Here is a 15,323-nt window from a genome sequence, read left to right as displayed (position 1 = left end):
CTTTTTCTAAGAAACTGTTTTGCTATCTCCATAATAACTGTACAATCCCTGTTTTTTTCTTCATACATATTTAGTATATAAAAAAACAAATAAAAAAAGCGAGCTATTTGCTTGTGGAGTAATGCACATATAGAGGTGAACTTTTTTACTTCGCACTATCACCTCTTAAATTCATTATGTTTCAAAATAAAACGACCTAAGCTTTCTAAAAAAAGAAAAGCTCAGGTCGTTCATTTAAATAGGTTCCTTATTGTCCAGACACCGCAAAATAATTCTCATCATTATCAGCAAAGTTAAAAACTAATCCAGTAGGTAATTGCACTAATTCCCCTACTCGCACACCAGCATCTTTCATTTTTTTGTATAATTCTATTATATTATCCGCAAAAAACATCAATGATGGTGTATTCCCAGCAACCTCAGGTGAGTGCTGTTGAATAAATTCTAAATCGTATAAGACAATCATTGTTTCTGCCGTTTCACTTGGTGCAATCTCTACAACTAAGGTACCGTCAACTGCATCTCTTTCTTTTTCTACAAAACCAATTTTTTGCCAAAATCTACTTGATTCCTCTACATTGGTTACATATAACATAATTTTGATTTGATTTGTAAACATTATTTAACTCCTCTTCTTAGGTCATAGTTCTATCTTTCTATTATATACTTTCCATCATAGCTTATGGTATGATTTATGAAAATAATTTTGCTTCAAGAAGGAGAAAAAATGAAATTAACTGTTTTGGTGGATAATAATGTTTACATCGATCATTATTACTATGGAGAACCTGCTCTATCATTTTACATCGAAGATGGTGAGGACAAAATTCTTTTCGATACTGGTTATAGTGACATCTTTTTGAAAAATGCAGCTGGATTAGGAATTGACTTGAGTCAAGTAACAAAGTTGGCTCTCTCACATGGGCACAATGATCATACTGGCGGTCTAAGCATCATTTCTGATATCTTCACAAAACAAAAACCTGAAATTGTTGCACACCCACTAGCTTTTTTCCCGAAAAAAGAAGAAGATGTAGTAATTGGATCAGCGGTTACGTTAAGCGAACTCAAAGAAAACTATCGCGTGCGTCTTACAAAAGAACCAATAAAAATTTCTAAAAACATCACATTCTTGGGAGAAATACCCGAACTTGTCAACTTTGAACCGCGCAAACAAGTGGGGGAAACAAAAATCTCACAGAGCTATACACCTGATTATGTTTTAGATGATTCTGCTTTGGTTTTTGAAGGACAAGACGGAATTTTTGTTATTACTGGATGCTCTCACAGTGGAATTAGTAATATCTGTGAATATGCGAAACAAGTTACTGGGACTCAAACAATTAAAGGTGTGATTGGCGGTTTTCATTTGTTTGACATCAATGAACAACTAGAACAAACGATTCGTTATTTCCAGGAAAATCATATTACTTCTCTCTACCCCTGTCACTGTGTTTCTTTCCATGCTAAAGCGAAAATACAGTCTCAACTGCCGATCGAAGAAGTCGGTGTTGGTCTACATATCGAATGGTATTAAAAAAGAAGGTAAGAGCTTTATAGCTTTTACCTTCTTTTTATTTTAAACTCTCTTGGGGAAGAGAAGTGGATCACTCTTTAAACATTTTCTTCAATGACTAAACTGCTATCATTCAAGACATCACGGTCTAACTCTTTGATTCGTGAACTCGTCACGATTCCTGCTACCATACTGTCGCTGACATTAACAGCCGTTCTAGCCATATCGATCAATGGTTCTACAGAAATCACCAAACCAACGATCGCTACAGGTAAGTTCATTGCGCCTAATACGATCAACGAAGCAAACGTTGCCCCGCCACCGACACCTGCTACACCAAACGAACTAATCGTTACAATTGCAACTAGCATCAAGATAAATTCTAAACTAAAGACATTAATTCCCACAGTTGGTGCAACTATAGTAGCCAGCATAGCAGGATAAACGCCTGCACAGCCGTTTTGACCAATTGACATACCAAAACTTGCAGCGAAATTCGCTGTGGCATCATCAACACCTAAAGCTTTTGTTTGTGTTTCAATATTTAAAGGCATTGCTCCTGCACTTGATCTTGATGTAAAAGCAAAACTCAACACTGGAAACGATTTTTTCAAATAGTTTACAGGGTTTACTTTGACTGCCATTAAGATTATTAAGTGAACCAACATTACAATGATTAATGCGGTGTAGGAAGCTAATACAAATTTTCCTAAATTAAGGATTGCATTATAGTCACTTGTCGCAACAACATTTGTCATCAATGCTAAAACCCCATAAGGTGTTAAACGTAAAACCAATGTCACGATTCGCATCGTGATTTTATAAAGACTGTCGATCAAGTTTGCAAAAAATTCTGCTTCTTTTGGTGCTTTTCTTTTAATACCTAAATAGGCAATCCCAACGAATGCGGCAAAAATAACCACGCCAATCGTACTTGTTGGACGGGTGCCAGCAAAATCCGCGAAAATATTTTTAGGAATAAAAGATAAAATTTGTTGAGGAATCGATAGGTTTTCAACGGTTTCCTGTCGAGTTGCAAGTTCTGCGATCCGTGCCGTTTCTACCGTTCCTTCTGTAAATTTTGCGCCTTGTAGCCCAAATAATAAGGTTGTTCCGATTCCAACTAAAGCGGCTATAGCTGTTGTCCCTAACAAGGTTGCTAGGACGGTAAAGCTAATTTTCCCAACTTGCTTGGATTCTTTCATTTTAGTAAATGCTCCTACGATCGAAACAAAAACTAAGGGGATTACGAGCATTTGTAAAAATGCTACATATCCATTACCTACAATACTGATCCATTCCATTGCTTGCGTTGTGATTTTATCTTGTGTACCGAATGCGAATTGAATAATTGCACCTAATACAATACCAACACCTAATGCGGCAAAAACACGCGTTGAAAATTTATAGTGTTTTTTCTGCATCCGATAAAAGACGTATAACACTGCAAGAAAAGTAAGGACCACTAAAACAGTGATGAGTGTTGTCATTTTTTTCCCTCCTGTAATTTAGTTTAAATGACAAGTCCATCAAAGGAAGTAAAGGTTCCCGGAAATCATTCTTCAATGATTCCCCTAAAAATAAAGAAGCTCATTTTCAGTGATGTTCTTATTGTAACTGATTTAATGGGCCAAGGGGTATTATTTTGTTTCTATAATGATAGAAAAAAGAGTTTGTGATAGTTTAAAACTATCACAAACTCTTTTCGCTATTTTGTTATTCAGCTGCTGATTGGAAATTTAACTGGATTCCTGGTTTATCAAGGGCAATTTCAGTAATTTCATATGCCATACGTTGCACAATGCTAAATAATGGGCTTACTAATTCGTCTACTTCTTCTTGAGAGATATCTTCTTGGTTTTCAATTTTATGATTGATCACATGATTGATTTGGCTAACTGAACCTGACAAAATATATTCCTCAAAAATTAAGCGAAACTCTAAGCGCGCTGCAATGATCGAGTTTTCTTTTGGATAGTTTTCATCCGTTGATTCAATTGGTGAAAAACCAACTCTAAGATCTGTTTCTACCTCTCCCATATCTTCTGTACGCATGTCGTAATGAAAAGCTTCTACGACTTCTTGTTGACGTTTTATTTCCATTAATTAAAATCTCCTTTTTTAAGTCCAATAATTATTTTTTCTATTTTGTTATGTCTGAAAACACAATGATCAAGCTACTGTTTTATTATACCATACATCTTTTTATCACCAATACTTAGAGACTCATTTTAATCTAATTTTTAAACGAGTGGATTGGAGCTGGTATTCTTCCCCCACGTAAAATGAAGTCTGTCGAAGCATAGTCATTCACTTTCATAACGGGTGCTCGACCTAATAAACCGCCAAATTCTACCATGTCACCAACTTTTGTTCCTTTTGCCGGTATGATTCGCACTGCTGTCGTTTTGTGGTTGATCACACCAATTGCTGCTTCATCAGCGATCATTGCGGCAATTGTCTCAGCAGACGTTTCTCCTGGTATAGCAATCATATCTAGACCAACAGAGCAGATTGCTGTCATCGCTTCTAATTTTTCCAAATTTAATGCGCCATTATTGACCGCATCGATCATTCCAGCATCTTCTGAAACTGGTATAAAGGCACCAGATAGCCCTCCAACATGGTTACAAGCCATTACACCGCCTTTTTTCACTGCGTCATTCAATAAAGCTAATGCTGCAGTTGTTCCATGCGTTCCCACACTTTCTAAACCCATCTCTTCTAAAATATAGGCTACACTATCCCCCACTGCAGGCGTTGGTGCCAAAGATAAATCTACGATTCCAAATGGAACATTTAAACGTTCGGATGCTATTTTCCCAACTAGTTGACCCATTCTAGTAATTTTAAAGGCCGTTTGTTTTACAACTTCAGCAACAATATCAAATGGTTCCCCTTTGACCTTTTCTAGCGCTCTTTTGACTACACCAGGTCCACTAACACCGACATTGATTACGCAATCAGCCTCACCAACACCATGAAATGCCCCTGCCATAAATGGATTATCTTCTACTGCATTTGCAAAAACAACTAATTTTGCGCAGCCCATATCAGATTTTGCTGCCGTTTCTTTGATGACATAGCCCATATGACGAACTGCATCCATATTGATTCCGGCTTTCGTTGAGCCAATATTAACTGAAGAACAGACAAACTCTGTTTCAGCTAATGCTTGAGGAATTGAATTGATTAAAATGTCATCACCGTGTTGGTAGCCTTTTTCAACTAGCGCACTAAATCCCCCAATAAAGTTCACCCCAACTGCTTGTGCTGCTTTATCTAGTGCTTTTGCATATTTAACGTAATCAGTATCTGAACTAGCAGCTGCAACGATTCCGATTGGTGTTACGGAAATACGTTTGTTGATGATTGGAATGCCATATTCCGATTCGATTTCTTCTCCAACTTTAACTAAATTTTTAGCTAAACGGGTGATTTTATCATAAATCTTTTGGCAAGCTCGATCGCTGTCACTGTCAATACAATCTAACAACGAAATACCCATTGTGATCGTTCTGATATCCAAATTTTCTTCTTCAATCATACGAATTGTTTCTAAAATTTGATTTGTTTCCAAAGTAGTTCCTCCCGAATTTGAAAGCTACACAGGCTCGTTTAGAGAATAATCTGTGTAGCCATAGTTTAGTATGAAACACTGAACAAGTTCGCTCAGCCTTGCCTGACGACAATCAGCTTTTAGCTTTTTTAAATGGTCAGACGGAAAATTAGAGAATACAATACTCTATATTATAGTTTGTGCATTACATTGAAAATTTCTTCATTTTGAATACTAATTGTCACACCTAACTTTTCCCCTAATGCATTTAGTTCAGCCCGAATCTTTTCTAAGTTATTATTCTCTTTTGAAATTTCTAATACCATCATCATCGTAAAATAACTATCCATGATTGTTTGACTAACATCAATGATGTTCATATCCAGTTCTGCTAATTTTTGACTAACACCAGCAATAATTCCTACCTTATCCTTACCGATAACTGTTAAAACTGCACGCATGTAATTTCCTCCTAATTTAAACGCTTGATAACAAAAAAGCCGTAAATTCAGCTTTTAAAGCAGCATAAGTTTTTCCTATTATATCATAATTAGTTCAATTATTAACGGAAAATCAGAACAAAATACTTTAGAAATATCTTATTGTTCGTTTTTCAAAATAAATGAAAAGAACCCCTGAGATTTAACAAAAACTCTCAGAAGTTATTTTTTAAACTATTCTATTGAATTGTTCTTTACACGTTGAACATGTGACTTTAATTTTCCCTTTTCCTTTCGGTGCTCGTAATTGTTGTTTACACTTTGGACACTTAAAAAAGGTATAGATTTTACGCTCTTTGAATTTTTCTTTGACAGTCGCAAATCGAGATTTTAACTGTTGCATTTTTAAAACATAACGAGTATTTTCATTTGAACGTTGATAAATTCTTTTTGAGAAAAATCGATAGTTTAGCCACAGTAAAAGACCAGCTGCCAACCAACTGGCTATTGAAGTCGGTAAAAATAAGTTAAGCAGTATTAAGACGAAGCTTCCCTTCATCAAGGTACTATTCAGTTGATCCATGCGCGCATATCTGCCCTTTAATAACTTTTGAAGCTGTGCATTCCAACGAAGTAATCGCTCAAGCCAAATTTGTCTCATATGATCCCTCTTTCCCTTGCTATTATCTCAAGCAATAGTCATTGTTTCAAGAGGAATAATGAACTATTAAGAACAATTTTTTTAAATAAAGCTGCTTGATTTTTTTGATTTCTACCTTGATTTTTTCTTTTAACTCAATTGATTTTATTATTTCAACAGCTGCACCAAGCTACTTCATCTTCTCATCCACAAGTTGAAAAATCAATATCGATATACGGTTTTACTTGCTTTTTAAATAGAGAGGGTAACTTATTAACAAGTGATGCAACACTCGCAAAATAAGCTGATCCTGTTCTTTATCATCGACAAAAGTGGCTGATAAATGGTGTATATTCAATAAACAACTACCACCAGCTCGTCCACCTTGAGTATATACTGGAAAAACCAAGCGTAGGTAAAATATCGATATCACGCTTGGAAAACTACAACTGAGAGGCTAATAAGCTAGCTTTCGCTTTATTATGCCCTGTTAGATAATGTATAATCTGGATAAACTATTTATTGTTCTTAAAATCCAGAATCAGCTTACTATTTTCGCCGACAAAATCATATTGATAAGAACCCGTCAAGCTGTGTAATTCTCCAGTACCTTGAATAAGCATTCCTGGTGAATCAAGGGAGCCTTTATCGAAAATACCTTTTTCAGCCGCTGTAAAGGTTCCTGTTTTTCCTTTATATTGGCCTTCAAAATGAAGAAATCCTGTTATTCTTGCTGTTGCTAGATGACCATCTTCTGACTGACTTTCTAAATAATAAAGAAGATACTCGATCCACGCTTTCCCTTGTAAATCACCTTCAAGCTCATATTCTGCTTGGACTCGATTCACTAGAAACGCTATTTTTGATTCATCGACGGGTTGTTCATCCCATTTGGTTACACTAAAGGTTGCACTCATACTTATCCCTCCCTATGAATAACAGAATAGCAAACATATGTTCTTTTTGCAAGCTAGAATTGTCAAATTAAGTGCAACACTTCTTTACTATATTTTGAACTTAGTCATTTACGTATCATTTATTGCTTTGTTAATCATTACTCTTGACACTTCTTTTTCTAATTTAATTTTTCTGATAAGATAAATAAGAAAATATTTTATCTAAAAATGATGAGAAGGAGTAATTGAAATGAATTTTTATTTGAAAAGCTCATATCATGTCGCCATACCTAAAGCTTTTCATGATGATGAAGAGTTGAATGTAAAAGCCATGCTGGATCACATAGTTTATCTTCAATCATTTGGTCAATCGCTTATTCTAGATCCTCCGATTTAAAATAATCTGACATGTATAAGCTATGCAAAATTAGATATTGATGCAGTAATAGCCGTTTCTGATTTTGTCTTTTGAAATAAATTGATATCCTCTTCAGCTAATCGACCATGCCAGTATTTTTTTGCTGATTGAAAATCACTTGTAAAATAAAGCTCTTTATTATTCCATTTTCGAAAAAAAACGACAGAATATTCAGATTTTTCTTTACTTCTCCTTTTTTTGTTATTACATCTTTAAGATAAATATTCTTAACTTTAAGGATAGTATTAATCGTGAAACTATTTTTTGCAAAAGCTTGGGATCCAATTGTTTCTTTGACATTCTATTTCTAAAAGCTGTTTTACCATATTTCTCAAAAAAACTATGTATCAATTTCTATGAAGTTGAAATATAGTTTTTTTTATTTCGATTTCTTGATTCAAATGTAATTATCCTACACTTAAAAAAATCTATTCTTTTTGGGAACTAAGTTAATTTCACTATTTTTTTAAGTACACTCGAAAAATTTAGATAGTCTTTCTTATCATATATCTTTATTTTATAATGGTCTTTTGAATTCTTATCTGTAGTACTAATGCAATAGTATGGTTCCGACTTATTAGTCAAAGAACGATAAGCATTAGGGTCTTCATATCCATTAAGTTTGAATATTGTATTATTTATCTTCATTTCTTTAATAGTCATTCCAAAACACTTAATTGTAATGATTCCTTCTTTGAGTATGATTTGACTGGATAGTTGCCACCAAACAAGAATCATTAAAAAAATGGCAAACAGAATAAATAGAACAATTGCCTCAAAATTCAACAGTTCATTTTTGTATGCAAAGAAAAATCCTCCTACTAAAATTACTAAAACAAAAATTGCTTTCAAATACCTATAAAATCCATACTTAAATATTTTTATCATGTTTCCCCCCTTTAGTTATTGATCTATTTTTTGTTAATAAACCTATCAATCCTTTTTGACTTTTAGTTAGGCATTTTCAGTTCAAACATTGTCCTGGCGTGATCGATTGTTCGCTTCTTAATAAATTTTACATGGTGGATCTCACACTTCAGTTGGACAAAATGAGTCGTTTTCCCGAAAGATCTTTTTTGATAAACCGAACAAAATCAACACCAAGTCCCCACATGTTGGCACTAAAAGCCGAATGATTTTCAGCTTCAGGAATTATTGCTGTTCGTATTCATCGGTTTTGATAATCTAAAAATCCTTTTCCTTACTATAATATCTTATATTTTTATGATTCAATCGTGCATATTCAATCTCTTTTTTTGTACTTCCCTCAAGTAATTATTAAAGTCTATTACAAAAATTTCATCAGATATTTGAATTTTTTTTAAGTGTATTTTATCCAATAACATTTTTTCTTCTTATGTCATTTCGTCTCTATCATTGATATAAGAAAATTGCGGACTTAATACAGCAACTCCTTTTTTAGTTAATTTTTTTTCTACTTCCGTAAATATTGTTTTAAATTTTGTTGATCCACATAAAGTGACTACTTTTATACTATTCATTTTTCTCTTTAATTTATTATATTTTCGGATTTATTATTCATCCTTTTTGGTTCTCATTCATGCTACTACTGATCCTTTTTAAGAATCCTTCTATCTTTTAAATTTAAATTTTTTATTTGTCATTCATTTTGTGCTAGTTCCTGTTTCAAGTCTTCTATCATTTGCTTCACTTCTTTAATCGAAGTTGCTTTTGGATTTTTAGTTAAATTATATTTTTCTGTATCTTCTTTGTTTTCAGTGTAAGCAACAGGTTCCCCATTAGCAGGACCACTAATAAAGCTGTATGAACCTTCTTCATAAGTTGGTTCTGCTAAAATTTTGTAATCATCAGGCGTATCGTAAAGACCAATTATCATAGTGTCCAAATCGGCACTATTTTCTGCCATTTTTCTTATTGCTTGTAATGTATAATTTGGTTCATGGCTATCAGTAGACACTTTTGTCGTTTCATCCGTTACATTTTCTGTTGTTATAGTTGTAGTTGAATTTTCTGATTCTAGACTTTTAACCTTTGAAGTAACTACTTCTTCTGATTGCTTACTAGTACAACCTACTAGTGCCACGCTTAAAAATAGAATTAAAAAAATTGTCTTTTTCATTATTATTATTCCCTTCTTTTATATAATCCTTTTTAGTATTTCCGAACTACCGTGCAACTAGGTACTTTGATTCTGATTATAATTTCCGAACTATTTTCGCCTTCAGGATTTTTTACCATTCGTATCCACCCTTTTTTAGGACTAAATCTACTTAGTTAATTCACCTTATGTTTCTATATTTCTTTTGCAAATTAGAATTTCGACTTATTCTCTAAGTGACTTTTATTTTCTTCAGAAATATACGGATCTTCCATCCCTAGTCCATTCATAAGTTCTCTTGCAGCATTCTCATTAATTATAAACAACTGGTGTATAACATAATCTGTCGCTTCTTTATCAAGATTGCTCCTCTTTATAGTTTTTATATTCCTTTTGTTACCATTTATTTTCGATTCATAATTATCTACAAGTTCCATAAAAAAACAAACATACCCATCAATTCCCAATCCAAATTCCTGTTTACTTTCCTTCCATTTCAAAATATCTTTTACAGTCTTACTCAATGTTAGGCCCTCCTATTTATCCTTTTCAGCAACACTAATCTTTTTCTGAAGAATCAATTGCTGTTCAAACAGCTCTTCTGTAACCTCTTCGTATTCTTTTTTCATTCCCAATCGTAAGTATTGTAACCTGGAGAATCATTCCAAGATCCCATCCCACCGAATACCTGAGATTTTAGCAATCTCCGTTTTGCTTTTTCTTGATTAAATATATCCAATTTAAAAATATTTAGAGCAGAATTGAACATTCTACAAAAATTGTTTTCGTCTAATTTTTGGGATAATCTATTTATATTTTGTAAAGCTCGCTTGGTATTGATTAGATCATCTTCTGTAACTCCGATATCATTCTTTTTCCTTAAATATTTTACTAGCGATTTTATCACGCTACCATTTTCCTTCCTTGTTTTTTTGGATCTCATACATGTAGCTATCGATCCTTTTTGAGAAACAAAGTAATTTTTACATTAAGATTTTTCAATAATAACTCTTATAGTTTCCGTCATTTTTTTCTATAGAAGATACATATTTCAGTAGTTTTTTTATCTTTCTTTGTCCCATGCTTCTCACAGCGTAAAAAGATGATTCCGATTCCGTACCTATAGAAATATTATTTCCTGTAATAGAATAAAATTTTTCTTTGGGATAGTCTTCAAGTACACTAATTCTATAAGTTTTAGAATCTGTATATACACTCCAATCATCTATTTCTTTTAAATTAGAATTGTCTATATCATTTAACAAAGCGATTATTTTTTCTATATCCTTCGCATTTTTAATATCAAGTAAAAAACTATTTTCTTGATTTTCTGTATCAGTAATTGATACTAAGATTTTACGAACTTTTACACCATCAAAATTATTTATATTTGTTTGATTACTTTTTAAATTAAAAATCATCAGACAAAGCAAACTAAGCAATATGAAAGTACCACCAAAAAAACTATATTTTTTCATTCTTAACTCCTTAATAACAATCGTTTTTGGATCTCATACATGCAGCTATCGATTATTTTTGACAGTAGCATTTCAATTGATAGATTTAGTGTCCATTCTCATCTCAATCTGAGAATGAATCAAAGTTATGATCAGGATCAACTACATCCCAACCAGAATGTCCTAAATTATCCGCACAACTTGAGCAATAGTAACCATCGAATCCCTCATTATCAGAATTTAGTTCATCTTCTTGAATTTCGCGTTCACACTCCAAACAATAGTGTACATTCTTTTTTTCCTTTTTCTTGAAAAACATATTTAAAGTACTCATTCATTTATTTTCTTTAAAAGTTCTATCGTTTTTGACATAGATTAGTTTTGCCGAGCGCCTGAAATTGAAAGTCTAATTTTAATTAAAAAGACCTTTTGTATTTGCCTCTGAAAGATTGTCGGGTTTGAAAGTATATTTTGCTCGTTCTTCGCTACTCCCATCCTCAGAAAAACTAATTTCAATCTCAGATTCATAATTAATTACTGAATAGTCAACATAGACTTCTTCTGTTTTTTCTGGCTCTATTTCTGTTGTTACTGCTGTTTCAGCATCATCAACCTCTGCACCTACAATAGTAGCTGAATCTAATTCTTTCCCATCTTGGTATAACCCGTTTATTTGTTGCAATATTAAAGAATATCCATCTGTTTTTTTAGAGTCCAAATTCGTTACTTTATAGTAAACTCGAACGGCATATCCACCGCCGGATAGTGGTATCTTTTCTTCTTTTTTTATTTTTATTTTTGCAGTATTACCAATAAAAGTATTTTCTTTTTCTGAAAAAGACCAAGTCTTTTTAGCTGAACAACCTATTATATTTGACAGACACATTAAAAGCGCAATACTGAACAATATTTTTCTAGTTTTCATAAATATCACCTTTCTAAATTTCATCATTATTGTATAATTTCCTTCAAAAACAATGTTTGAATAACATGTCCAATTATATGGATTCCATAACCAATAATAATTCCGACATAAACATTATATTGTGAATAGAAATAGCAAAAAAATGTAGCTAAACCAAGTAGCAAAAACTCCTCCATTACAATAAATGAAAACTTCTTTGAATTACTTTCTTTTAATGTGTTCTTAACTATTTTTGGTAGTTGTTTTTTTGAAGAATATATTCTTTTAGAGAAATCTGGCATCCAAATAATTTCTTCTAATTCATGCATCATAAATACTATTGGAAAAATAATACATATTAAATTCATTCACTCAACCTCTTTTTTATTGATCCTTTTTAGGATAGCCTCTATAATAATAAATTTATTTTTGAATAGTGATATACATACTCGAAGTTACTGTATTGACTCCAATTTTCTTTAATCTTTTATTCCAGATAGTTTTCAATGGCTTAACTATGGAATCATGTGCATCTTCTACTAGATTCACAGAATACCCTTGTTTCAATGCACCTTTACATGTTTTTTGAATACAGGCATTACTCATTAATCCTGTAACCACGAATGAATCTAGTTTGAGATTATTTACTACTTCATTAAATTGAGAAGACGTAAATGCATTTCCTTCTTTTTTATCTACAACAACATCGTTATCTAGTCGATTTAAATTATTAGATAACTCTCCACATCCGTCTTGCTTAAAGAATATAACGGGTATATTTTTCTCGTGAAAAAAACGATCATCCTATTTACTCTTCTCAAAAACTTTTTTTTACCATACAGTGGTCCAATTGTTTTACTTTGAATATCAATTACTAATAAAGCTTTTCTTAATTCACTTTTCCTCCTATCATTTCTATCATCTCCTATTGATCTTTTTTCAACATAGCTATATTAAATATTTCTTTATTTTACTTCTTGCAATAGAAAATCGTTTTGTTGTTTCTTCAAATTCGCTACTTATTCCTAATTGATAAGCTGTCCATGGTGGAGAATCCATCCAAGTTCCCATACCGCCAAGTATCTCAGTTTTCACTAATAATCGTTTTGCCTTCTCTTGATCATTTAAGTTTGATTCTAGAATTTCTAAAGATTCTTCGAATCTTTTAGTGAATCCAGAATAGTTCAGTTTTTCAGATAAAAGCTTGATTTTTATTAGTGGTTGTCTAATTTCAGATAAAGCTTTTCTCAATTGAGTATTTTCTTTATCCTTTTTATTTTTCCAGCACGTGAGGAATCTCAACAAAATCACTCCCTTCATTTTTAAACCTTTTTGATCTAATGCACGCAGCTATCAATCCTTTTTTGTTACTTTTTTTCTTTGTCGTATAATTCTATAGGATAAAAATCTTTTCTAAAAAATTTGTCGGATAATCCATGTAATTTTTCATATTTTTCTGAATTGATTTTATCTTTAAAAATAACTTCATCTACTAAATCATGAACTATATTAGTAGCTACATCAATTTGAATACCATTTTTATGTATTGGAGAACCACCATTCAGTATAAAATTTATTGTCTCTTCTCTATTAGGATCTTCTTTGGCATAATCTAATAGCAGGCTTATTGTTTTTTTCTTTACTTCTTTCGGGAGTGAATCTAAAAAACTTTGGTAGCCATTGTTAATTAAGTCGTCTAATCTTAGCTGCATTAAATTGACAACTTCTTTCTTTGTTTGCATTAACTCCTCTGCTTCTTTATAATTGTTATCCATTTTTAATTTTACATATAAAGGATTTATATCTATTTTGTATTTTCCATCTCTTCTATATACGTTTAAAAATTTTATCCATTCACCTGAAGAAGTGTACGAATCGCCTTCTTCATAAGTTCCTACTATATTATCGATTACTTGAAGTTCCATGTATTCTAATTCATTTGATTGTTTCTTTTTTACGCTTAAGACCACTACAAATAATACTAACAATAAAGACACGATAGAAATTATCTTGTTGCGATTCTTTTTTATCTGTAGTTTCTCTTTCAATAACTTTTCCACCATACTCCTTCTTCCTGATCTTTTTTGAGGAAATTTATCCACGTGTGGATTTTTATGTTTTCATACTTTTTGCACAACCAAACTCATTGTTTCATTCTTACCAGTCCATTCTTTCCCACTCACATCATCGTAATAATCAAGAACTATAAAATTTGCATTCTCCCGCTCCAATTTTATTTTCTCTATATCAAAATACTGATGCCAAATATTGAACACAGTCATATTATCTTCATTTATTACAATAGTTTGTTCCAAGGTAATCTCACCATCATAAAGTTTATTTTTTGTTATAGTAGCATGTTTGTCAGTTGTCCAAAACCCGCCATTTTCATAATACTCCCAGCTATTCCTTACTTCAAACTGAGATAATTTTTTCAAAGAAAAGACATCTAAAATAAATTTCCCTCAACTTTTTAACGAGCTAAGAATATTCTTGAGTAACCTTTTCCGATCTTCAACATTTAAAGCTACATAATCGCAATAAATTAATAGTGCTAAATCATATCTTTCAGTCTCTTGCCAAGTAAGATAATTTTGATGCCTATAATCAACTACCAAATTATTTGCTTTCGCTTCTCTTTTAGCGTAGTCAATTGAGTTTTCCGAAAAATCTAACGCTGTAATATTATAGTTTTTGAGTGCTAATCGTTCTGCATATAATCCTGGACCGCACCCTAGATCAACGACATTTTTAAAATTCAAAAACGGGGCCAATTTACAAATCCAGTCAATTGATTGCTCAATAAATGTTATGTTACTACTTGCCCATCGAAATTTTTCTTTAAATACGCTTTCAGCAATTGTTTAGAAATATACAGATCTGTCCAAAACTCTACTTCACTTTTTTCATATAGATTAGGACTTCAAAAGTTAGTAAATAGTCTGTTCAAGTTCATATTATAAGTTTCTTTTTTCTGATCCTTTTTGAGAGCAATGCGTATAGTGAAATAAATTTCACATTTTTTTCAAACTATCAGAAAATTTTTTCAAGTCCCCTTTCTTCTCTGCTGATAACTTGTTGTAGTCAACTGAATCAATTGCCCCCTGCAAATAAGTATAAGTGAACCAGACAAATATTCGAATACCTCATTTTAAGTTTAAGATACGCACTTTTAACTCCCTTTTCCTGTAATTCCTCAGCTGTACTGATTCCAATACTTTTTAGTTTGGATTCCATCTCTTTTCCTAAATTTGGTAATTGCTTTAGCGTGATCAAAAAAACATCTTTTTACTATTCTTTTTGAAATAACGTCTCCAGTTCATTTAGAACTCTTCTGGCTATTTATCTCTATACCTTTGTTGATATAGCTCTCAACTTTTTTAACATCTTCGTTTATTCCCGAGGTAGTAAAA

General features: G+C 32.3%; 23 protein-coding genes. 2 read left to right on the top strand and 21 right to left on the bottom strand.

All coding sequences use genetic code 11. The annotated features are described in order from the left end of the window. Nucleotides 1-247: 247 nt before the first annotated feature. The gene (locus BCR24_RS05700) at nucleotides 248-619 is read right to left on the bottom strand and encodes a VOC family protein (protein ID WP_069639608.1); all 372 of its coding nucleotides are present in this window, start codon (nucleotides 617-619) and stop codon (nucleotides 248-250) included. A 108-nt stretch (nucleotides 620-727) separates the two neighbouring features. On the opposite strand from BCR24_RS05700, the gene BCR24_RS05695 reads away from it, so the two are divergent. Beyond that, a complete protein-coding gene (locus BCR24_RS05695; protein ID WP_069639607.1) occupies nucleotides 728-1,537 on the top strand; it encodes an MBL fold metallo-hydrolase in 810 nt (269 codons plus the stop codon). 77 nt (nucleotides 1,538-1,614) lie between these two features. On the opposite strand, the gene BCR24_RS05690 is transcribed toward BCR24_RS05695, so the two are convergent. The 6 genes from BCR24_RS05690 to BCR24_RS05665 all read right to left on the bottom strand — a co-directional run bounded on the left by BCR24_RS05690 (nucleotide 1,615) and on the right by BCR24_RS05665 (nucleotide 7,072). After that, a complete protein-coding gene (locus BCR24_RS05690) occupies nucleotides 1,615-3,006 on the bottom strand; it encodes an L-cystine transporter (protein WP_069639606.1) in 1,392 nt (463 codons plus the stop codon). 226 nt (nucleotides 3,007-3,232) lie between these two features. Continuing rightward, entirely contained in the window at nucleotides 3,233-3,619 is a 387-nt protein-coding gene (locus tag BCR24_RS05685; protein WP_069639605.1) for a DUF1149 family protein, read from the bottom strand. Between the two features lie 133 nt (nucleotides 3,620-3,752). Next, nucleotides 3,753-5,096, bottom strand: a complete 1,344-nt coding sequence (locus BCR24_RS05680; protein ID WP_069639604.1) for a PFL family protein — start codon at nucleotides 5,094-5,096, stop codon at nucleotides 3,753-3,755. A 170-nt stretch (nucleotides 5,097-5,266) separates the two neighbouring features. After that, nucleotides 5,267-5,536 carry an ACT domain-containing protein gene (locus tag BCR24_RS05675; protein ID WP_069639603.1) on the bottom strand — a complete coding sequence of 90 codons (270 nt, stop codon included), beginning with the start codon at nucleotides 5,534-5,536 and terminating at the stop codon, nucleotides 5,267-5,269. Nucleotides 5,537-5,744: 208 nt separating this feature from the next. Beyond that, on the bottom strand, nucleotides 5,745-6,176 hold the full coding sequence (locus BCR24_RS05670) for a hypothetical protein (RefSeq protein WP_069639602.1): 432 nt from the start codon (nucleotides 6,174-6,176) through the stop codon (nucleotides 5,745-5,747). Nucleotides 6,177-6,670: 494 nt separating this feature from the next. Beyond that, entirely contained in the window at nucleotides 6,671-7,072 is a 402-nt protein-coding gene (locus tag BCR24_RS05665) for a DUF3224 domain-containing protein (RefSeq protein WP_069639601.1), read from the bottom strand. A gap of 229 nt (nucleotides 7,073-7,301) precedes the next feature. On the opposite strand from BCR24_RS05665, the gene BCR24_RS16840 reads away from it, so the two are divergent. Then, nucleotides 7,302-7,448: a hypothetical protein gene (locus BCR24_RS16840; RefSeq protein WP_157804664.1), complete on the top strand. Its 147-nt coding sequence runs from the start codon at nucleotides 7,302-7,304 to the stop codon at nucleotides 7,446-7,448. 465 nt (nucleotides 7,449-7,913) lie between these two features. Here the strand turns inward: BCR24_RS16840 and BCR24_RS05660 are convergent, their stop codons facing one another. The 14 genes from BCR24_RS05660 to BCR24_RS17375 form a co-directional block, all read right to left on the bottom strand. After that, nucleotides 7,914-8,357, bottom strand: coding sequence for a hypothetical protein (locus BCR24_RS05660; protein WP_069639600.1), 444 nt, complete (start codon nucleotides 8,355-8,357; stop codon nucleotides 7,914-7,916). A 733-nt stretch (nucleotides 8,358-9,090) separates the two neighbouring features. After that, a complete protein-coding gene (locus BCR24_RS05650) occupies nucleotides 9,091-9,570 on the bottom strand; it encodes a hypothetical protein (RefSeq protein ID WP_069639599.1) in 480 nt (159 codons plus the stop codon). A gap of 191 nt (nucleotides 9,571-9,761) precedes the next feature. After that, a complete protein-coding gene (locus BCR24_RS05645; RefSeq protein WP_069639598.1) occupies nucleotides 9,762-10,073 on the bottom strand; it encodes a hypothetical protein in 312 nt (103 codons plus the stop codon). A 101-nt stretch (nucleotides 10,074-10,174) separates the two neighbouring features. Then, nucleotides 10,175-10,456 carry a hypothetical protein gene (locus BCR24_RS05640; RefSeq protein WP_069639597.1) on the bottom strand — a complete coding sequence of 94 codons (282 nt, stop codon included), beginning with the start codon at nucleotides 10,454-10,456 and terminating at the stop codon, nucleotides 10,175-10,177. A 91-nt stretch (nucleotides 10,457-10,547) separates the two neighbouring features. Continuing rightward, nucleotides 10,548-11,027, bottom strand: a complete 480-nt coding sequence (locus BCR24_RS05635; RefSeq protein ID WP_069639596.1) for a hypothetical protein — start codon at nucleotides 11,025-11,027, stop codon at nucleotides 10,548-10,550. Nucleotides 11,028-11,130: 103 nt separating this feature from the next. Continuing rightward, entirely contained in the window at nucleotides 11,131-11,340 is a 210-nt protein-coding gene (locus BCR24_RS05630) for a hypothetical protein (RefSeq protein ID WP_141707031.1), read from the bottom strand. 78 nt (nucleotides 11,341-11,418) lie between these two features. After that, entirely contained in the window at nucleotides 11,419-11,931 is a 513-nt protein-coding gene (locus BCR24_RS05625) for a DUF5067 domain-containing protein (RefSeq protein WP_157804662.1), read from the bottom strand. Nucleotides 11,932-11,957: 26 nt separating this feature from the next. After that, a complete protein-coding gene (locus BCR24_RS05620; RefSeq protein WP_069639593.1) occupies nucleotides 11,958-12,278 on the bottom strand; it encodes an HXXEE domain-containing protein in 321 nt (106 codons plus the stop codon). A gap of 55 nt (nucleotides 12,279-12,333) precedes the next feature. After that, the gene (locus BCR24_RS16395; protein ID WP_240604553.1) at nucleotides 12,334-12,678 is read right to left on the bottom strand and encodes a cysteine hydrolase family protein; all 345 of its coding nucleotides are present in this window, start codon (nucleotides 12,676-12,678) and stop codon (nucleotides 12,334-12,336) included. 180 nt (nucleotides 12,679-12,858) lie between these two features. After that, nucleotides 12,859-13,230 carry a hypothetical protein gene (locus BCR24_RS05615; protein ID WP_069639592.1) on the bottom strand — a complete coding sequence of 124 codons (372 nt, stop codon included), beginning with the start codon at nucleotides 13,228-13,230 and terminating at the stop codon, nucleotides 12,859-12,861. Between the two features lie 47 nt (nucleotides 13,231-13,277). Next, on the bottom strand, nucleotides 13,278-13,973 hold the full coding sequence (locus tag BCR24_RS05610; RefSeq protein WP_069639591.1) for a hypothetical protein: 696 nt from the start codon (nucleotides 13,971-13,973) through the stop codon (nucleotides 13,278-13,280). 57 nt (nucleotides 13,974-14,030) lie between these two features. Then, a complete protein-coding gene (locus BCR24_RS16390; RefSeq protein ID WP_083244327.1) occupies nucleotides 14,031-14,348 on the bottom strand; it encodes a hypothetical protein in 318 nt (105 codons plus the stop codon). Nucleotides 14,349-14,375: 27 nt separating this feature from the next. After that, a complete protein-coding gene (locus tag BCR24_RS16385; RefSeq protein WP_338064547.1) occupies nucleotides 14,376-14,693 on the bottom strand; it encodes a class I SAM-dependent methyltransferase in 318 nt (105 codons plus the stop codon). A 310-nt stretch (nucleotides 14,694-15,003) separates the two neighbouring features. Further along, a complete protein-coding gene (locus BCR24_RS17375) occupies nucleotides 15,004-15,147 on the bottom strand; it encodes a TfoX/Sxy family DNA transformation protein (RefSeq protein WP_239574238.1) in 144 nt (47 codons plus the stop codon). Between the last annotated feature and the right edge of the window lie 176 nt (nucleotides 15,148-15,323).

The organism is Enterococcus ureilyticus, from assembly GCF_001730315.1.
Lineage (GTDB): Bacteria > Bacillota > Bacilli > Lactobacillales > Enterococcaceae > Enterococcus_L > Enterococcus_L ureilyticus.
The sequence above is the reverse complement of the archived record's forward strand: the minus strand, read 5'-3'. Positions and strand labels throughout refer to the sequence as shown.